This is a genomic window from Bradyrhizobium sp. Ce-3 (assembly GCF_022835695.1).
Lineage (GTDB): Bacteria > Pseudomonadota > Alphaproteobacteria > Rhizobiales > Xanthobacteraceae > Bradyrhizobium.
Genome location: NZ_BQUV01000001.1, coordinates 528,090 through 546,895, shown reverse-complemented (window position 1 = coordinate 546,895; position 18,806 = coordinate 528,090). Strand labels below are relative to the sequence as shown.

14 protein-coding genes are annotated in these 18,806 nt (G+C 64.6%); 5 read left to right on the top strand and 9 right to left on the bottom strand.

From position 1 onward, the window contains the following. Positions 1-2 precede the first annotated feature (2 nt). From BRSPCE3_RS02675 to BRSPCE3_RS02640, 8 genes are all read right to left on the bottom strand, one after another. Positions 3-1,337: a hypothetical protein gene (locus BRSPCE3_RS02675; protein ID WP_244064109.1), complete on the bottom strand. Its 1,335-nt coding sequence runs from the start codon at positions 1,335-1,337 to the stop codon at positions 3-5. Then, complete coding sequence (locus BRSPCE3_RS02670; protein WP_244064107.1) at positions 1,328-2,605, bottom strand: glycosyltransferase family 4 protein; 1,278 nt, start codon at positions 2,603-2,605, stop codon at positions 1,328-1,330. Before BRSPCE3_RS02670 ends, BRSPCE3_RS02675 begins: the two co-directional genes overlap by 10 nt. After that, on the bottom strand, positions 2,605-3,372 hold the full coding sequence (locus BRSPCE3_RS02665; protein WP_244064106.1) for a DUF1616 domain-containing protein: 768 nt from the start codon (positions 3,370-3,372) through the stop codon (positions 2,605-2,607). Before BRSPCE3_RS02665 ends, BRSPCE3_RS02670 begins: the two co-directional genes overlap by 1 nt. Then, on the bottom strand, positions 3,359-5,329 hold the full coding sequence (locus BRSPCE3_RS02660) for a hypothetical protein (RefSeq protein WP_244064104.1): 1,971 nt from the start codon (positions 5,327-5,329) through the stop codon (positions 3,359-3,361). Before BRSPCE3_RS02660 ends, BRSPCE3_RS02665 begins: the two co-directional genes overlap by 14 nt. Beyond that, a complete protein-coding gene (locus tag BRSPCE3_RS02655; RefSeq protein WP_244064103.1) occupies positions 5,326-6,480 on the bottom strand; it encodes a glycosyltransferase family 4 protein in 1,155 nt (384 codons plus the stop codon). Before BRSPCE3_RS02655 ends, BRSPCE3_RS02660 begins: the two co-directional genes overlap by 4 nt. Before the next feature lie 46 nt (positions 6,481-6,526). Continuing rightward, on the bottom strand, positions 6,527-7,318 hold the full coding sequence (locus BRSPCE3_RS02650; protein WP_244064101.1) for a glycosyltransferase family 2 protein: 792 nt from the start codon (positions 7,316-7,318) through the stop codon (positions 6,527-6,529). Next, positions 7,315-8,748, bottom strand: coding sequence for an NAD(P)-binding domain-containing protein (locus tag BRSPCE3_RS02645; RefSeq protein ID WP_244064100.1), 1,434 nt, complete (start codon positions 8,746-8,748; stop codon positions 7,315-7,317). The genes BRSPCE3_RS02650 and BRSPCE3_RS02645 overlap by 4 nt, the downstream gene beginning before the upstream one ends. A gap of 70 nt (positions 8,749-8,818) precedes the next feature. After that, a complete protein-coding gene (locus BRSPCE3_RS02640; RefSeq protein ID WP_244064099.1) occupies positions 8,819-10,372 on the bottom strand; it encodes a hypothetical protein in 1,554 nt (517 codons plus the stop codon). Between the two features lie 208 nt (positions 10,373-10,580). On the opposite strand from BRSPCE3_RS02640, the gene BRSPCE3_RS02635 reads away from it, so the two are divergent. Further along, positions 10,581-11,726: a GNAT family N-acetyltransferase gene (locus BRSPCE3_RS02635; RefSeq protein WP_244064098.1), complete on the top strand. Its 1,146-nt coding sequence runs from the start codon at positions 10,581-10,583 to the stop codon at positions 11,724-11,726. A 76-nt stretch (positions 11,727-11,802) separates the two neighbouring features. Here BRSPCE3_RS02635 and BRSPCE3_RS02630 read toward each other — a convergent pair whose 3' ends face one another. After that, entirely contained in the window at positions 11,803-13,014 is a 1,212-nt protein-coding gene (locus tag BRSPCE3_RS02630; protein ID WP_244064097.1) for an NAD(P)/FAD-dependent oxidoreductase, read from the bottom strand. 170 nt (positions 13,015-13,184) lie between these two features. Here BRSPCE3_RS02630 and BRSPCE3_RS02625 point away from each other — a divergent pair, with 170 nt between their 5' ends. From BRSPCE3_RS02625 to BRSPCE3_RS02610, 4 genes are all read left to right on the top strand, one after another. Further along, positions 13,185-14,444, top strand: coding sequence for a cellulase family glycosylhydrolase (locus BRSPCE3_RS02625; RefSeq protein WP_244064095.1), 1,260 nt, complete (start codon positions 13,185-13,187; stop codon positions 14,442-14,444). Beyond that, entirely contained in the window at positions 14,441-15,445 is a 1,005-nt protein-coding gene (locus tag BRSPCE3_RS02620) for a glycosyltransferase family 2 protein (RefSeq protein ID WP_244064094.1), read from the top strand. The genes BRSPCE3_RS02625 and BRSPCE3_RS02620 overlap by 4 nt, the downstream gene beginning before the upstream one ends. Before the next feature lie 45 nt (positions 15,446-15,490). Continuing rightward, positions 15,491-16,501, top strand: a complete 1,011-nt coding sequence (gene galE, locus BRSPCE3_RS02615; protein WP_244064092.1) for a UDP-glucose 4-epimerase GalE — start codon at positions 15,491-15,493, stop codon at positions 16,499-16,501. A 434-nt stretch (positions 16,502-16,935) separates the two neighbouring features. Further along, positions 16,936-18,699, top strand: a complete 1,764-nt coding sequence (locus BRSPCE3_RS02610; protein WP_244064091.1) for a family 16 glycosylhydrolase — start codon at positions 16,936-16,938, stop codon at positions 18,697-18,699. The last annotated feature ends 107 nt before the right edge of the window (positions 18,700-18,806 follow it).

Genomic DNA, 18,806 nt, shown 5'->3' with positions numbered 1-18,806 from the left:
CCCTAGGTCTGGAACGGCGATGAGGTCGGCCCTTGAAGGACCGGGTCGGCGCCGGCAACACGCTTCGTGGCCGACGTCAACCAGAGAGCCGCGCCGACGCCTTCGATGCTGACGGCGAGCGTCCAGCCCAGCACCAGGCCGTGAAGTCCGCCGAGCTTTGCTCCCAGGATGGCAAAGCACAGCTCCAGCAACCCGCCGAGCGCAAACCAGGGAGCTGCCTTGAGCATCCGGTCGCTCAGCCGCGCCAGCGTGCAGGCATGGAATTTCAGGGTCGATCCAAGCAGGCTGAAGCCGAGCAGGCTCAGGCTCGAACCGGCGATGCCCGGATAGGTCGGGTTGAAGACTGCCAGGATCTGCTGGGAGTAGGTGAAGATGAAGACGGCGCAGACCAGCGAGAACAGCAGTGACACCGTCAGCGACACCAGGATGTCGTGCCTGGATTGCTTCGGGCTTGCCCTGACCACAGGGAACAGCACCATCGCCATCGCCGCCGGAATCAGGGAGGCGACCGAGACCAGCATCCATACCGCCACAAACGCGGCATTGGTGGTCGGCGACAGCAGCACCAGCACGAGATAGGGCATGACGAGGGCCGGCGTCAGCAGGGCGACGTCGAGTGCGTAGTGGTCGAGGACCCGACGGCGGTGCATATGGAGCAGCTTGAAATCGGGCATGCCCACCAGACGGCGCGCGCCGCCCCGCGTGAGAAGGTCGACCCCGATCCAGGACGCCAGCAATCCGGCCACCCAGGTCCAGAGCAGCGCGGTGGCGGAAGTGAAGCCGCACGCGGCCGCGCCAGCAAGCAGCATCAGCTTGAAGATCGAGAACAGGACCAGGCGGATCGTCTTGCTGCCGCTCCGCAGAATGCCGACGAACGCCTGATCGCCCGTGATGGTGAGATTGCTCAGGCCGCAGCCAATGACGAAGGCGAGGCCCGCGGACCAATCTTCGATCGATCCGGTCGACTCCATGAAGAGCGTCTGTCCGACGAGAAACAGCAACGCCAAACCAAGCGACATGGCCGCGCTGATCGACGCTGCCGCCGTGACCAGCCCGGGCTCCTCGCCGGGATGCCGAACGAGCTCGCCCGTGAGCAAGGTCCCGAGCCCGCCCTCGCCGAGCAGGGTGACGAGGCTCATCATGGCGAGCAGACCGGACGCAACGCCCATCACATCGGGCGGCAATAGCCGCGCTGCGAGCCACCAATAGGCAAACCCAAGACCGGCCGTAGCCACCGTTCCGGTCGCCAGCGCGCCGGAATTCATGACGAGGGCGGCGCTCTTCTGCAGCGCCTGGTGCAGCCGCGAGATGGCCGCTACGGCGAAGCCTATCGGCATGATGGCCGTCCCGAATTCCGGTATGCCGCCATCGCGACTTCGGCGGGAGCTGCAAGCACGACATCGCGGTAGACTTGTTCGATCCGGGACACCACCGCCTGGGCCTTCAGGCGTCCGACCCGGGTCAGGCCTGTTGCCTCGAGGCGGGCCAGCAAGGCCCGATCGTCGAGCAGCGCCTGCATCGCACCGGTCAGCGCCGGCGCATCGCCGGGTGGTACGAGAAGGCCTGTCTCGCCGGGATCGATCAGGTCCGGCATGCCGCCGATATCGGTTGCGACGACGGTCTTGCCGCACGCCATCGCTTCCATGATGACGGTGGCGCACGCCTCCGGGCCGGTCGATGGCAACACGCCGAACAGCGATCGCCGCCAGGCGTGCATGATGGCGGAATGCGGCCATGCGCTGAAGGTGCGCACGTTTGGCGGGAACTCGGTCGGCGTATCGGCGAGGCGGCGTCCGATCAGGACCAGCGGCGGCGGCTGTTTCAGTCCGGTGTAGGCCTTGAGAAGGACATCGATGCCCTTGAGACGCATCATGTCGCCGACGAACAGAATGAAGTCACCGTCCGGCAACTCGCGCAGGCAGGGATCTTGCGGGCCAGGCACCTCGACATCGTCGGGCACGAAGTTGGGGATCACCTCGTAAGGCGTGTTGCCGCTGGTGAGGCCGGTGTGATCGGCCACGGCGTGGCTCACGGCGATGAAGCGGTCGACGATGCGCCGGGCAGCGAAGCTCGACACCCAGTTGCCGAAAGTGGTCGCGACCGCCTTCGCCGCGCCGTAGTGCCGGGCCGCGCACGGCAGGCATTTCGCGGGTGCCGGTCCGTTGCACAGCTCCGTGCCGAGATGCATGAGATTCTTCTTGGCGCAGACCAGGCCGTAGTCGTGCAGGGTCACCACGAAGCGGGCCCCACTCAGCGCCTTCAGCGGCAGCAAGGACGCATAGATCCAGTTGTGGGCGTGGACGACGTCCGGTCTCTCCCGGTCGATCAGCCGCTTCAGGGCGAGCGCCAGTTCGGGGTCGGGGAAGGGCGGTGCGTGCCGGCGCTCCGGATCGGCATGCAGTCCCGACAGCCGCTGCAGCGTGCCGCGCAGCCGATGGACGCGCACCGCGCCGTCCAGCTCGGTCTCCGGTGATCCGGGACGCTGCAATGTCCCGACGCTCACGTCGTGGCCCCGCTGCGCCAGTGCCGCGCCGAGATTGCGGACATGGCGTTCCTCGCCGCCGATCACCGGGGGATAGAACTGGGACAGCAGCAGGATGCGCATCACCGGGCCTCCGCCTCAGGCACCAGCGCCGAGACCCTGCGATAGAGTTTGTTGTCGGCTGGCCGGTAGAGCCGTGCCTCGGCCTGCTGCTGGGTGGCGAGAATGGGCACCGAGACCTTGCGCACCCACGTGTCACCCGGCGCGATCGTCAGCGAGCGGAAGACCGCGAATGGCTTGCCGTCGAGGGTGATTTCCAGGTCGTAGGTCCCGGCCTGGGCCTCGGCGCTGTGAACGCCGACGACGAGTTGCCCCGGATCGCCCTTGGCCGGCGGCAACATCCAGAACTCGGTGTAGCGGAACTGGCGGTCCGCCGCCTGATCGTGGATCGCCAGAGCGTAGGCGCCCGTCGCCACCAGCATCGCCAATGCGACCGCAGCGGCTTGCCAGGGCTGGATCCGCAATGGGCCCAGCCAGGCTCTGGCGGGTGAGACATCGTTGCCGCGGGCAGGGAGCAGCCTCGCGGCTATTGCAACCGCCAGGTACCAGAACGCCCAGCCAAGCGGCGCGAGCGCGCTTATGGCGTTCAGCACAAAGCCGCCGACGATGGTGACGGCGAGGCTCGCACCGATCGAATAGGCAAGGTGTTCCGACAACGACGTGGTTCTCACGCCGATCGCGCGCAGCACCACATGGCCGGATATCAGGAGCGCCATTGGCAGGCCCAGGACGGCGCGCAGCAGCGTGCTGTCACTGACCGCAACCGCGGCCACCGTCGCGCCCGCCCACATGCAGGCGCCGAGCAGATCCCGCTTGTCAGGGCTCGCCATGCAATCCTCTGACGTTGTAGATGATGAGATAGCCGTTGTCGTAGGTACGCGTGATACCCTTGACCGTATTGAATTTCAGCAGTTCGGCAGCCGAGAGCCGCACTCCCTGCTGCGGCTCCCACGGCTCGAAGTAGAAGCCGAGGATCGGCGACGCGGTGGTCAGGCGCAGATCCACCATCAGGAAATCAAGCTTGCTCTTGGAGAGAGCGTAGAAGTCGTCGGATCCGAGACTCTCATGCCGGAACGCGCGGGCGGCATAGACGCCTTCGTTGATCTTGGTTCTGACGTCCTGCCGGCCGTAGCCGGCAAGCAATAGACGGTTGATCCTATCGGCGGTGAAGCGGTTGCCGGGCCCGAGCCATTGCTTGGTCCAGAGCGACGTTTCGATCCCCATTTGCTCGATGGATTGCGCGTCCGCCGCCACCTTGTAAGGTCCACGGATCGGTTCCAGTGAAGACGCCGTGACGCCGCCCATGACGATGACCGCCAGCGCTGCGGACGGAGCGATCCGGCGCCACCCGCGAGGCATGCGGTCCTGCCAGAAATGGACGATGCCGACCGCGACGACCAGTCCGACGCCGATGAAGACGAACGTGCCCATCCGGTTGCCGATTTCCCAGCCATTGACGGTCAGGCGGAATGCAACCGAAATCGGAAATCCGCAGGCCAGCAAAGTGAGCAGCACAATGCGGCTGTCGCGCCAGCGCCGCTTGAGAATGCCCTGAATCGGACGCCAGCCCTGGTGCAGAGCGCGCGGCGCTGTGGTGGCCAACGATCGAAAGAAGCCCGTTGCCAGCCCGAGGGCCAGCAACAGGATTGCGAGCAACGTGGTCAATCGCATGCCGATGGGTTGGGTTGGCGCGCCGAGATGCTCCGACGGCGGGATTCCGGTGCCGAAGACCTTTCCCAGCAATGTCCTGAAGCCGGTTTCGACCACGGGGCCGACATAGCCGGTGAACGAGTTTCCGCTGGCCATCACCCAAAGCACGGGGAGCATGATCGCAAGCGCCGCGGTGGCGCCCATGGCGATCCGCGCTTCGAGCCGGAGCGAGGCATCCCGCCGCAGAGCCTCCAGGGCTGCCAGCATGCCCAGGTAGACGGCGGCGAAGGCCGCCGTGAGGTGATGTGTGACCGCAAGGCCAGCCAACAGCAATGCGACCAGGCCGAGCGCACATAATCTCGGCCGCCCGACCAGATCCTTCGAGGCCGCCTCGACCGCGAGAATCAGCATGCACAGCACGAAGCCCAGGCTCTCGTAGGAGAAGGCTGACTCGAACATGACGAAGGTCGAGCAGCCCATGTAGGTCAGACAGGCGATCGCTGCGATCCGCGCCGACCCGCTGATCGATTCGTAGAACAGAAACAGCGCCGCGATGAGCGTGCCTTTCAGGACTGCCAACAGCAGCGTCGCTGCGGCAAACAGCGGCAAGCCGGTGAGATTGGCGATCGCCGTCGTCACGATTTCGAGCGCGGGATACGATGCCGCGATCGGTAGCAGCGGGTTGCGCAGGAACAGCCGGTGGCCGGTCGCGAGATCTTCGGCGGAGGCCCAGTGCAGGAACTCGTCGTGGTGCGCGAAGCCGGTCGGTGAATAGACGGTCTTGAAGTAGAACAGGGCTTCGACAAGCAGGAGCAGGAGAAACAGACGCTCGCTACGGGCCACGTCCGGCCAGGCGATGCGCAGGCTGGTCGGAACCACCATCAGGACGGCGCCGGACCAGAACAGCAGCGGCGCGATGGCATCGCCGCGCCGCCCGGCTCCGTGTCCCGCCACGACCAGGAGAAGGGCTACGGCGACGAGCAGGCACAGTGTCGCCATCCATCCCGCGTCCGCGGGCTCCGGCGTTGCATCGGCGCTGTTGCCCCGCAGGTCGGGGCCGATCGGGGCAAGGACGGATTGAATCCAGCCCTGCACCGGCGCGATCGCGATTTCGGCGTTGGGATGAGCGCGCGTCATCCGACCCGGGCTCTCGTCGCGGATCGCAAGCCGATTGCGCCGTCGTGCGTCAGACCGACCGTCGACCGGTTGTCCGCGACATCACGGTAGACATCGCTCAGCGCTTGCGCGCAGGCGTCCCAATCGGGCAGGGCCAGATCGGCAATCTTGCGCGGGTTCTGAAGTTCTTCGGCAATCGCGGCGGCGATCTCGCTCGGGGCCGCGTCGCACGGAAGCGCGCGGCACAGGCCATTGGTCGCGAGCTCCCGCAGCCCGGACGTGTCGCTGACAAGGACGGGCCGGCGTAGCGACAGCGCTTCCATCACCGCAACGGGATGAGCTTCGTAGTCACTCAGCAGCACGAACAGGCCGGCGCTTGCCAGCAGGTCGGCCATTCGCTGCCGTTCGGATCCAGGGATGCCCGCAATGGTCACCCGATCGTCAAGACCAAGTGCGCTGACGAGACGGCGCAACTCCCCCTCGTAGGGGCCTGTTCCGACGATGTGCAGGCGTGCGTTCGGTATCCTGCGGCTCAACTCGGGCAGGGCTGCAATCAGCCGGTGATGGCCCTTGTAGCGCTCAAGCCTGCCGCTGGAGACGATCAAATCGGGGTCGACCTTGACGCCGGGGCTGGCGGCCGGCATCGCGGCGCCGTTTGGGACCACCACGAACCGGTCGCGAGGGATGCCCATTCGCGTGCTGAAGAAGCTGGCTTCGAATTCGGAGACCCCGATCAGGCGCGCGGCCTTTGCCACCAGCGGACGCAGCAGCGCACGCTGGGTGCCGCGCACGGCGTTCCGTAACGGCGAGGAATGACCGCCGCTATGGAAGGTCAGGACGAACGGCGTTCCAGCGCGGACCGCCGCGAGCAGTCCGATCGGGCTGACAAACGTGTTGTAGCCCTGAAAGTGGATCAGGTCCCAGGAGCCGCCGCGGATCGCGGAGTAGATCTGCGGTGCGATATAGAGATCCAATTGCCTCGGCCAGGCCGGCACGCGACGCACGCACATGCCGCGGACGTTCTCTTCAGCGGGCAACGTTCCCGAGGGATCGGTCGTGAGCACGTCGACCGAGTAGCCGCGGGCCACCAAGCGGGGACCCACCTCCTGGATATGGGTTTCGATACCGCCGACAAAGGGGTAGCAGCGAGCGGAAACCATCAGGACGCGCATTCGGCCTACCTACCGTCATCGTGGATGTGCGTTCCGCTCGCAGGGCCTACGGATAGCCATAGGCGACCAGGGAGGCCGGAGAGCGCACCTTTTCGCGCAGGATCGTCTTGAGGACGCGCCAGCCGTCCGGAATGGCGCGCAAATTACTCAGGCCGCTGATGCGCGGCGCCTCGAAGCTCGCGACCTCAACGATGTTGAGCTGGTTCTTCAGCGCCCGCACGTTGATGAGGGTTTCGATTTCGAACCCGTCGCAGTCGCAATTGAGCGTCGGAACGTGCTTGGTCCAGAACGCCATGTAGCCGTAGCACAGATCGGAGAACGAGCCGCCATAGAGCATTCGCACCATCATGGTGAGGCCCCAATTGCCCAGCATCCGGAACGTCGACATGTCGTCGGTTCCTGCACCCTGCAGGAAGCGCGAGCCCTTGACCAGATCCGCGCCGGCGATCAGCGCGCCGACAAAGACGATCGCTTCTTCCGGAACCATCGAGCCATCGGCATCGATCATGACGATGATGTCGCCGGTGGCGGCGCGGAAACCGGCCTGCAGCGCTGCGCCCTTGCCGCGGCGCGGCTCCATCACGACCTTCACGTCCGCGCGCAGGCCGCGCGCGACCGCAACCGTGTCGTCCGTCGAGCGTCCATCCACGATGATGACTTCGTGCGCCCATGTCGGGATGCGTGGCAGGAGCCAGGGAAGATTCTTGGCTTCATTGAGGGTCGGGACCACGAAGCTCACGCGCGGCATCATCAACGACCGTCCCAATGCGAGACTGATCGTATCGGACACCGAGATGGTACTGACGGGGGAGAGGTTGTTGTGAATGGGAGCGTTCATGGCGACACCGTGCGATCAAATGGCCGGACCTGGAGCGCAGGTCGCGAGGTTACAAGAATGCTTGATAAGTATTGGGCAAGAGCCCGCGCAGGATGATAGGTCCCGTAGACGAACCGACACACCGGGCCGAAGCTGTTTGCCGCGGCGGGACCGATAAAATGCAAGCCCGGTACCGAGGTCTCGTAATGTGATGAAAGCTGCGGCGCGCCCTCGACCAGGCGGATCTGGCGAAGCAGCGTTTGGTTCAGGAAACTCAACCGGCTCAGATCGGTCTTGTATCCGGTCGCGAAGATCACATGGTCGGTCTGCCGCGACTGCCGCGCTCCGCCGGCGTTGACCAGATCGAGCACGACGCTGCCGTTGCGGATTCCGATGCCTTGCAGGGAGGTGCCGAGCCATGTCGGCACCTTTCCGATAACGCGGTCCTTCACGAAGGCGCCGCCCAACGGGCCCAGTGCCTTGGGATTGGCGAGCCGGAGCCGCTGCTCCTCAGACAGCAGCCGGACCAGCTCGGGATACTTCGCGCAGGCCGTCAGGGTCCAGCCCGGGCCGATGCCGCTCAACGGCGCGACCAGGCGGGAGAAGGTGGAGCGGTTGCGAGGCCGGTTGGCGAAGCGCAATTGCTGGGCGCGCGCAACGAGTGAAACCGAGATTCCCCGCTCACGCAGCAGCGCGGCCAGGTCCGTCGCGGACGAGCCGGATCCGACCACGGTGACGTCCTTGCCGTCCAATGGTTCGAGTGAGCCATACGCGCTGCTATGCGAGCACAGCTCAGCGGGCAGGTCGGCGATGTCCTGGGGCAGATGCTTGAAGGGCTGCAGGCCGACTGCCACCACGACGCGCCGCGCGTTCACCGTCTCGCCGTCTTCAAAACTGGCACGCAAGCCGTCGCCGGCGGCCTCCAGCATGGTGAGAGCCTTGCTCTCCACAGTCGGCACGTATCGCATCCGGAAGGCTTCGGCGTACTCGATGAACCGCTCGAGCGTCAGCGGAGTCAGCCAGTCGTGATACGGCAGGGCGCGTTCGGTGCAGAACGACTTCACCGTGAATTCCGCTTCGGGATCGGAAAGGCATGTCGCCCAGGGATAGGATTTCAACAGCATGCCGCGGGGCATGTTGTGCTTCCATGGCCCCATGGGCTCACCGAAGATCCGGTGCTCGACACCGCGTGCACGCAAATGCGCGGCCAGCGACAAGCCGTAGGGGCCGGCGCCTATGACGGCCACATCCACGGTTGTGCTTGATCGGCCCATAATGCGCACCTCCCGTACGTAATAAAATGACGACGCAACTAAAAAGAGATCGGGAGATAAATACGCGAAACTCTCTCCTGGCAGCCCTTTTCCAGCTAGACTGAAGCTCTGGAAGGATCGCTGATGCGGCTGCACAGTGGAAGCACGATAGATGGTTAGCTCTTTGTAGTTATTCATTTGCTGCCACGCAGAAATGGTTCTGCATCACCGACGCCGTCAGCAAATAAATGTCATCCTGGCGCCGCGCTCACGCGAAGTCGGCCGGCATCGAAGACACGCCAAGGCGCCGGTCGGCGGCGGCCGGCACCTCGGCCGACAGTGGCTCGTGAGACGCCGTGACCTCGCGCAATTGTCTGACGCGGCCGAACATGTCGATCACCTCGACGCCGGACCTCCGGTTGTAGGTGTGGCAGCCGAAGCCCTCGACACGAATGACACCGGTCGGGGTCTGAGCGAACGCCGACAGCCGGAGCGCATCGATCCGGCACAGCGTCACCGCGTCGCCATAGCCGCGCAGGCAATTCTGGACCGGACGCAGAATCTGCCCGCGGTGCTCCATGAAGGCGCCGGCCGGGCGGCTGAGCGAGGCGTCGATCAGGATCGGGTTTGCGGCATGCGGTACCCAGGGCCCGGTCAGGCTCTCGGCACCGTAGACGTTGAGGACGTCCCACGACGTCGATTTCCATCGTCTGGGGCTGACGAAAAACCAGTAGTGGCCGCCGCGAAACAGCGGCGTGCAGTCGTAGACCTCGACGTGATCGATCAGGGACGCTTCCCGGGCCCACCGGTAGGGGAATTCGACTGCCCGATAGAGGCTGACATTCCGCGCCGCCCCGGATTCAGGGATCATCCAGATCTGTCCATCCCGCTCAAAGACGAACGGATAGGACAGATGATGCGGCTCTTCCACGACGATCCGCGGCCCGCTCACCGTTCCGTCGCGGTGCACCTCCGCGACCGCAATGCATCCTCGCCCTTTCTTGTAGGAATATTGCTCGACGAAGATGAAATCGTGCCCCTGGTGCCTGAACGGAAACGGGTCGGCGAGATAACTGTCGGCATCGGCGGCGAGCACCTCGAAAACGGCCTTGCCCTTGTCGAGCAGGCCCGTTCCTTCGTCACGGCGCCAGCCGACGCCCCACATCTTGCCGCCTCGTGCAACGATATTCACGAGACTCATGGCTTTCGATGCCACCCTGCCACTTGCCCACGCAAGGGCCGAAGCCGGGGGGGCCGGAGGCGCGACCATTCCCGGACGGGCGGGATCGGCTGCTGCCGGCCGTCTGTCCTCGCGCAAGGCCTTGAGGATCAGCAGGACGGCGCATGAGAGCGTGCCATCAAGGGTCACCGCCAGCACATCGCGGTCTGCGCTGGCGGGCCGTGCCGTCCACGGCCCCGAGGCGGATGCCGTATCGTGCAGTTCGACGAGCAGGTCCGCATCGTTCGCCAGCGCTTCCAGCACGCCGACTTCGCCGCCGACGCCGTTGAAGACGGGTGTCAGCACACGCCGCGCGGGGGGCGCGGGTTCTCCGCCGCTGAGATTGATCAGGATATCCGGTGCGGTGGTCGAGCGTGCGAGCGCGCGCAAGGCTGCGGGCATGGCGTCCGTGGCGCCATCGCCGCCAACGCGGTAGACCAGCCGCTCCAGCTCGAGCAGCGAGCGGCAAATCAGCGGCAGGGGATGGCGTTCGGATCCGAAGCTGCACGAAACCTCGTTGGCTGGATCGTCGGCAATCGCCTCCGCCAGCCATAGGTGCCAGCGCAGCAGGCGCGATGGATCAAGATGCAGGCAGACGTGCATTCACACCCGGTCCATTCAGTTCTTCGCCTGCCGTGACCGCGGGACCCGCCGATGCGGGACAGCAGCATGCAGCGCTGTCCGAAGCTACGGGCCGCGCCCGGGCGACCCGCAGCAAATTATGCCCAAACAGCGCCCCGATGTGTGATGCCAGACGGGGTAATCCTTCGGTGACGTTGCGCTTCTCAGGTCCGGAGCGTCATTTGGACGCATGAATGTGAGCTGGCAACAGGCCGAGAATGGGCTGATTTCAGCGTGTAGCTACGTACCGAGTGCCGAACTCTGCGGGCCCTGGGACGAGCTCGTCACGCACGCCGAAGGCAATGCATTCATGCATCCTGCGGCGCTGCTTGCGGCCGCCGAAACCGGGTTCGCCAAGATCCACGTCCTGATTGCTTGGGACGAGGCGGTGGAGCCTCACTGCCCAGTTGGCTTCTGGGCGCTGCGCGAAGGGCGCAATCTGCTGGCCTCGCCCGCGTTCCTGGAAGCGATCCCGTACAACTACGCGTTCACCTCGAATGCCGTGGTCGACCGCGCTCGTACCGACGAGGTGGTGGCGGCATTCTTCGAGCTGATCAGGCGCGACCCCCGCCTGCCCAAGGTCATCAGGTTGCAGTCGTTTGAAGCTGATCCGGTGGTCTATCCGGCGATGCTGCGGCAGCTCGAGGGCAGGGGGCAATACCGGGAGCTGGTTCGCGTCGAACGCGCGTTCGTGGATTCCGGTGCAGGCATCAAGAAATCAGGATCGACCCGCAAGAAGCTGCGCCAGGACTGGAATCGGCTGTCCGCGACGGGGCGGGTCGAGATTGTGAACGGCCGGACGCCCGCCGAAACCCGAGCGGCGTTCGAAACCTTCCTCGCGCTCGAGGCGGCGAGCTGGAAGGGCAAGCAGGGAACGGCGCTGCTTTGCAACGCCGGCGATGCACGGTTCGCCCGCCAACTGATCGGAGACTTCGCCGCGCTCGATCTGGCCTCGGTCGCTCTGCTGCACGTCGATGGGGTTGCGATCGCGGCGCAGGTGCTGATTTTCAGCGGCCGCCGGGCCTACACATGGAAGACCGCATTCGATGCGGCGTTCGCCGGCTTTTCACCGGGGGCGTTGCTGATCAGCAAGATCACGGAAGAACTGCTCGAGTCCGGTCAGGTCGACACCATCGACTCGTGCTCGTCGGCGGACGGAATCATGTCGCAGTTGTGGACCGGCCGACGAACCATGGTCGACACGCTGATCGACGTGCGCGCGCGCAATCCGCTTGCTTTCGCGATGAAGGTCGCGGAGCACCAAGGCTATCAGAAATTCCGCCACGTGCGTGGCCGGATCTGGCATGCGGTCCGGCGTCCCCGGAAGGGCACCTAGAGGCGTTGCCGGCCGTCGCGCCTGTCCTCGCTGCAGCGCATGTCGACCGCGTCGTCGCGCCGGTTGCCGCAACTGCCTAGGTGCGGTCGCGCAGACGCTGCGTCCATCCGTCAGGCACGAACTGATTTCCGTCGGAGAGCACGCCGATCTTGCAAGCTGCGGAGATCGCGCTGCCGATCAGGAAGCGCAGCCTGCGCTGGATGCTCCAGCCAAGGCCTTCCTCGATGGACATCGACCGCAACCGGTAGGCCCACGACTTGGAGATTTCGTCGTATTCGCGCTTGACCGGATCGTCGTAGAACTGCTCGATCTTGTCCGCGGCCATGCCGGGACTTGCAAGCCAGTTCGGAATATGGACGTTGCACAGCCGTTCGACGTCGGTGAAAACCTTGCCGGTACCGTTGCCGGCAGCAGGACAGGAGCTTGCGAACGCGTCACCGACCAGGACGATACCGGCCTGGCGGTGGCCCTGGCTGACATAGAGGTCGGCGGGGCGGATCTTGACCGGCCCGACCACCTCGACGTCCCCGATGATCCGGCGCAAGCTCGGCATCAACGCGAACATGGCGGGCCCGGGATTGTGGCGCATCTCCCGCAGCCATGGATCGTCCATGGTTCGATAGACCATCAGGTTCGCCCGCATCGACGTTCCGATCGGAAACAGCGTGAGATAGGCCATTCGGTCGCTGGTGCGTTCCGGATAATAGGTCAGGGCCGCGAAGTCGAATGCCTTGCCGAAACCAGGCTTGATGTCGAAGGCGACGGTAATCGAGTGGCAAGGGCTCGTAATCGTGCGCTCGATGCCGAGCTGGTCCCTCAGTGCGACACTCAATCCGTTGGCCAGCACGACAAGGCGCGCCGAGACGGTGGTGCCGTTCGACAGCGCGACCTGCTGATGGGTGTCGCCGGTGGTGATACGAACTGCCTTGGCGACGATATGCGACACGTCAGGCGGGACGGCGCTGCGCATGACGTTGACCAGGTCGTCGTACAGGATGCCGTACTGTCCGCCCGGGCGCTTGTCGATCACGCGTCCGAAACGGGCGATCCAGGCCTTGCCGTCACGCATCGCGCCGTCGAACGTCGCCGCCGCCAGGGCAACGCCGTCGAGGCCGGTCTTGTGCAGGATCGCGATTTGCCCGCGATCCAGCTTTTCGCATCGCAGATCCGGCGGGTACACCGGATGAGGATCGATCAGGGTGGTGGGGATGCCCGCGCGCCCCAATATCGCGGCGGTGGTCGAGCCGGCCAGGCCTGCGCCGATCACCACAACGTCGGTATTCGTCATGGCGCATTATCCATACTGCTGCATCTCAGCTTGCCATGTTTGACGCGGAGCCCGTCGATCGCCTTGCCCAGCCGATACTGTAGTGAAAACAACCGGTCGGAGCACGATGCCGAAGGGAGTAATCCTTCGGGGACGTTGCGTTCACCTGGGCGCGATAGTCACGTGGAGGAATGAATGTCGACTGGAAAGGCGCGAAAAGCGGGCTGCGCAAGATCGGACTGCGCGTCCTGCTGTATGCGTTGCTCTCGGCTCCGGCAGCGGTGAACGCAGCGGATCGTCCAGCAGCGGACGGACCATCGTCAACGGCCTTCATCAAGGCTCAGGGAACGCGTTTCACGGCCGACGGAAGGCCGTTCTTCGTGACCGGCGTGAACAACCATTATCTCACCTTCGGATCGCAGCAAGAGGTCACCCGCGTGCTCGATGACGCGGTGGCGATGGGCGCCAACGTGGTCCGCACATTCCTTCAGCCCGTCATCGGATCGCTTGACGGGAGCATGGCGACGATCTGGGAGTGGCGGGCGCAGGCCGACGCGAGCGATCTCGGCGTCAAGGGGGCCTATCTGATCTATTGGGACGATCGCGAAGGCGGGATGTCGTTCAACGACGGCGCCAACGGGATGCAGAAGGTTGATTTCCTGATCGCGGAAGCGAGCAAGCGGCACCTGAAGCTGATCATCGCCTTCCTGGACTTCTGGGCCTACACCGGCGGCGCGCAGCAGATGCGGGCCTGGTATGGCAGCGAGGACAAGTCCGGTTTCTTCTTTCGCGACCGGCGCACGCGGCGCGACTACATGAACTGGGTTCGCCACGTTGTGCAGCGTCCCAATTCGCTCACCGGAATTGTCTACCGCGACGACCCGACCATCATGGCCTGGGAATTGATGAACGAGGGCAATGCCAGTCCGGAGAGCTTGCGATTGGCCTGGACCACCGAGATGTCCGCCTACGTCAAGTTCCTCGACCCCAATCATCTCGTCAGTTCAGGGCATGCCAACGTGTCCGACAAACTGTCGGATCTTTCGATCTCGACGCTCGATTTCGGGACCTGGCACGGTTACCCGCTCTACTACAAGCTGACGGTCCAGCAGTTCGGCGACAGCATCACCGAGTTCTGCCAGATCGCGGCCCGCGCCAACAAGCCGGTGCTGCTCGAGGAGTTCGGTTACGCGCGCTCCAATGCGGACTCGGCTGCGGCCTACGCCATGTGGCTCGACAGGCTTGAGCGCGACCCCAATTGCGCCGGCTGGATGGTCTGGCGCCTGGTGTCGCGTCAGGACAGCGGCCGCTTTCCTGTCGATGAGCACGATCAGTTCGATATCCGCAACGATGGAAGCGCGATCTGGAACGTCTTCAAGGCGGCGGCGGCACGAGCGAAGCAGGCTCGCGAGGCGAGCCAGGCTTTGGACAGCGGACGGAGAACGCCATGATCGATGCATCTGTTGTGATTTGCGCGCACACGCTGGACCGCTGGGAGGTGCTGCAGCGCGCAGTCGCATCGGTCCGCGCCCAGACCCGGGCCGCCAGGGAAATCATCCTGGTGATCGACAACAACGAAGCCCTGCGCGCGCGCGCCGCGCAGGAGATCGGCGGCGTCACCGTCCTCTCCAACAGCGGGCAACCCGGTCTGTCCGGTGGACGGATGACGGGAGCGGAGCATGCCACGGGATCGGTCATCGCATTCCTGGATGACGATGCCGCCGCCGAGCCGTGCTGGCTTGAGGATCTGCTGGAGGCCTACCAGGATCCAGCGGTGCTGGGGGCGGGGGGACCGGTGCTGCCACTGTGGCAAGCACCGCCGCCTTCCTGGTTTCCCGCCGAGTTCGGCTGGGTCGTCGGCTGCACCTATGCCGGCATGCATGTGGAGGACGGCCGCATCCGCAATCCGATCGGCGCCAACATGTCGGTGCGGGCCGACGTGTTGCGCGCTGCCGGCGGCTTCACATCGGATCTCGGACGCCGCAAGCTCGGATTTTCTGTCAGCGGCCGGGCGCGGTTCGGCGGCAAGGCCGAGAGTTGCGAAGAGACCGAGCTCTGCATCCGGGCGGCGCGCCTCTATCCCGGCGGCTACTGGGCCTATCGACGGCGCGCGCGGGTGCACCACGTCGTGCCGCCGCAGCGCGCCACCTGGACGTACTTCGTGCAGCGCTGCCTGATCGAGGGCACCGCCAAGGCCGTGTTGCGGAATCTGGCGGGGGCCGGCGACGGGCTCAAATCGGAGCAACGCTACGTTCGCGAAGTGTTGCCACGCGCCGTGGCGAGCGAGCTCGGTGCGGCGATGCGCGGCAAGTTCGACGCCGCGCGGCGCGCCGGAGCAATCGTGGCCGGGTTCAGCCTCACCGCATTTGCCTACACCACGACACGCCTCGGCGGCATCGCCGACGCCTTGTCACAGCAATTGTCGTCGCGCGCCGAGATCGAGAGATCCTAGCGCGACACGGCACGGAAAGCCTGTTCGACCGATACGGTGACTGACATGATCTTGCTGACCGGAGGCGCTGGATATATCGGGACCCACGTCTGCATCGCGCTGCTCGATGCGGGGCTCGATGTCGTGGTGGTCGACAATCTCTGCAACAGCAACCGGGCCGCGCTCGCGCGCGTTGAAGCGATCTGCGGGCGGCCGCTTGGCTTTCACTGCGTCGACATCCGCAACGAGGAGGCGATCTACGACGTGCTCCGGTCGTGCGGCGTGACCGCGGTCATCCATCTTGCTGGGCTCAAGGCGGTCGGTGATTCCAACGTTCATCCCATGACCTATTACGACAACAATGTCGTGGGAACGATGCGGCTGGTGTCGGCAATGAAACGTGCTGACGTCAAGACGCTTGTCTTCAGCTCGTCCGCGACCGTCTACGGCATGCCCGCCTACCTGCCGCTCGACGAGAGGCATCCGCTGGCGCCGACCAATCCCTACGGCCGCACCAAGCTCTTCGTCGAGGAAATGCTCAAGGATCTCCATCGCTCGGAGGAGGATTGGCGCATCGGCATCCTGCGCTACTTCAATCCGGCCGGCGCGCATGAGAGCGGTCTGATCGGCGAAGACCCGATCGGCGTTCCCAACAATCTCGTGCCGCTGGTGGCGCAGGTGGCGATCGGAAAGCGGGCGAAGCTGCGGATCTGGGGAGACGACTACGATACGCCGGACGGCACCGGCATCCGGGATTTCATTCATGTCGTCGACCTTGCGGCCGGCCATCTCAGCGTGTTGCGCCACCTCGAACAGCCCGGGGTGTTCACGGTCAATCTCGGGACGGGAAGCGGCAGCAGCGTTCTGGAGGTGGTTCGGGCGTTCGAAGCCGCGAGCGGCAGACCGATTCCGTATGAGATCGCCGAGCGCCGGACCGGAGACGTCGCGATCTGTTGTGCCGATCCGACATTTGCGAAACAGGCGCTGCACTGGAAATCGGCCAAGTCGCTGGCGCAGATGTGCGCGGATCACTGGCACTGGCAGCTGAAGAATCCCGACGGATATCGTCACGTCTAGCTTTCAGTTCTTCCGCCAGTTTCTCGGACAGCCGCTGCGCGACCTCGAGTCGCTTGCCGCGCGGTCTCGACATCAGCGATCTCGCGGCGATCGGGTCGAGAATTAAATCCCAATTGAAGAAATCCGAATCGAAGTAAGGCTTCTGCGTCAAAATGTTATGTGAATAAGGCGAACCGTTCCGCAAACGCCTGTGTGAAGTTCATTTTGAAACCATTTTTCGCCATACTTGATCTTTAGCCAACCGACTAGCAGTCGAAGGGGCGTACCTCGAAATCTCCACTGCGTTGCAATGTGCCCGCGCCATCAGGCGACGGGCATGCGGTATGTCGCGCGATTCGCGGCAGGGGAATAATCGCGCAGTTCGCGATGTTGGAATGGGTCGCGCAGTTCGCGACGGTGGAATTCTTCGTTCAATCTTCCAGAAGGGACATGGAATGGCACTTGCCGCGCCAGCAGGTTTCACGTCGAGCAATCTCGTCTTTCAGGAAAGCTTTACCGGCACGACGCTGGACAGCTATTGGCACAACTACATCACCAGTCGCGCCGCGAACGGCTGGGCATGGAATAGCTATGGGGCGGGGGGGAGCGGGCCGGGCGGACCGTACGATGCCGACTACGACATGCCGAGCCAGGTGACCGTCAGCAACGGAGTGCTGAATCTTACGGCAGTCAAGCAGTCCGTCACCGGCAAGAACCAGGGCACGGTCCAGTCGTTTCCGATCACGTCCGGCGCCGTCAGCAGCTATGGCAATCTCGAATTTGACGGCGGTTACCTTCAGATCAGCATGAAGGCGCCGAGCGGCGACGGTGCCTGGCCGGGGCTGTGGTTGATGCCCGGCGCAGGCTCGAGCAGCGGCGACAATTTCGAGATCGATATCCAGGAGGGGGGATATACCGGCAACGGGCCGGCAAACCAGGCCTTCACCTGGCATCTTCACACGCCCTCGGGGACGGTCGGCGGCACCGTCAATACCGGCATCGACCTCACGGCCGGCTTCCACACCTACGGCATCAACTGGGTGCCCGGGCAATCGATCACCTGGTATCTCGACGGAAGGCAGATCGCGACCGTGACCAGCGCGCAGGTCCCGATTCCGAACGAGCCGATGCAGTTGATCATGAGCAACCAGGTCGCGAATTCGAACGCGGCCGGCTGGCACACTGCGCTCGACAGTTCGACCCCCTCGTCGATGCCGATGCAGATCGACGAGATCCAGCTTTATCGGGCGGCCGGAAGCGCCGGCTCCGTCACTGGCGCCAACGTCACCGGATCGACGACCCCGACAACCCCGTCACAGCCGACCACGCCGACGATTCTGCCGGCGGTGACGCAGGTTACGGCTTCGCCGGGGACCGGGATCAAGCATACTGGCGATGCCGTCACATTTACGGTCGGCTTCAACGAGGTCGTCAACGTGACCGGCACGCCGACCCTGTCGCTCAGTGATGGCGGCACCGCTACCTATGTGAGCGGTTCGGGGACCAGTGCGCTGACCTTCCGGACGACCATCGCGCAGACCGATCTGCAGACGGCGGCGCTTGCGATCACCGGGCTCAATCTTCCAGGCACTGCAAGCATCAAGGATGCAAGCGGCGCCACCGCGAACCTTGCTGGCGCGGTGAAGACGTTCACTGGGCTACAGGTCTCTCCGACGACCGTCACGGCGCCGCCGACGTCACCCGTCGCGCCGGTACTCATGGTCGCAGATACCTCGCTGTCGGTGGACGGAGGGGGCGGGACCGTCGATCTTGGCCTCAAGGTGACCACCGCCGATCCCAACGATTCCGTGTCCGTGACCATCAAGGGGTTGCCGAGATACGAGACCATCACCGACAATCTTGATGGTCGTACGTACAGGGGCGGAAGGGACATCACACTCACCGCGGCGCAGGTCGACAGCGGATTGACGTTGCAGTCGAACTACAGGGGCACCGATCGTCCGGTGGCCACGCTCGCCATCACGGCAACCGCGACCGACCCGACGACCGGCGTTCGGACGTACGCGTCGAGCAGCATCACGGTGACCGATCCTCCGCCGTCGACGGCTACGAATACGGTGGCGAATCAGAACTTCGCGTTGTTGAGTCAGTATCTGGCAAGTCACCAGGGCAGCAGTGCTCAGGGGCAACTCGTTATGGCTGCCGCGCAGGGCGGGGGCTGGAACGAACAATCGTATCTGACCAAGCCGCAACATTGATGCGGCTGCCCGGCCGGGCAAGCGACGTTCGCGCGCTTGAGCGGCCGGGCACGATACCGTTTCGTTTTCTGGGAATGCATAAAAAGGGAATTTGTTGAAGCCGGTCG

Bases quoted from the DNA above. Each gene is read 5' to 3' on its own strand.
- BRSPCE3_RS02675 (WP_244064109.1), bottom strand. From the start codon at position 1,337: ATGCCGATAGGCTTCGCCGTAGCGGCCATCTCGCGGCTGCACCAGGCG.
- BRSPCE3_RS02670 (WP_244064107.1), bottom strand. From the start codon at position 2,605: ATGCGCATCCTGCTGCTGTCCCAGTTCTATCCCCCGGTGATCGGCGGC.
- BRSPCE3_RS02665 (WP_244064106.1), bottom strand. From the start codon at position 3,372: ATGGCGAGCCCTGACAAGCGGGATCTGCTCGGCGCCTGCATGTGGGCG.
- BRSPCE3_RS02660 (WP_244064104.1), bottom strand. From the start codon at position 5,329: ATGACGCGCGCTCATCCCAACGCCGAAATCGCGATCGCGCCGGTGCAG.
- BRSPCE3_RS02655 (WP_244064103.1), bottom strand. From the start codon at position 6,480: ATGCGCGTCCTGATGGTTTCCGCTCGCTGCTACCCCTTTGTCGGCGGT.
- BRSPCE3_RS02650 (WP_244064101.1), bottom strand. From the start codon at position 7,318: ATGAACGCTCCCATTCACAACAACCTCTCCCCCGTCAGTACCATCTCG.
- BRSPCE3_RS02645 (WP_244064100.1), bottom strand. From the start codon at position 8,748: ATGAATAACTACAAAGAGCTAACCATCTATCGTGCTTCCACTGTGCAG.
- BRSPCE3_RS02640 (WP_244064099.1), bottom strand. From the start codon at position 10,372: ATGCACGTCTGCCTGCATCTTGATCCATCGCGCCTGCTGCGCTGGCAC.
- BRSPCE3_RS02635 (WP_244064098.1), top strand. From the start codon at position 10,581: ATGAATGTGAGCTGGCAACAGGCCGAGAATGGGCTGATTTCAGCGTGT.
- BRSPCE3_RS02630 (WP_244064097.1), bottom strand. From the start codon at position 13,014: ATGACGAATACCGACGTTGTGGTGATCGGCGCAGGCCTGGCCGGCTCG.
- BRSPCE3_RS02625 (WP_244064095.1), top strand. From the start codon at position 13,185: ATGAATGTCGACTGGAAAGGCGCGAAAAGCGGGCTGCGCAAGATCGGA.
- BRSPCE3_RS02620 (WP_244064094.1), top strand. From the start codon at position 14,441: ATGATCGATGCATCTGTTGTGATTTGCGCGCACACGCTGGACCGCTGG.
- galE (WP_244064092.1), top strand. From the start codon at position 15,491: ATGATCTTGCTGACCGGAGGCGCTGGATATATCGGGACCCACGTCTGC.
- BRSPCE3_RS02610 (WP_244064091.1), top strand. From the start codon at position 16,936: ATGGCACTTGCCGCGCCAGCAGGTTTCACGTCGAGCAATCTCGTCTTT.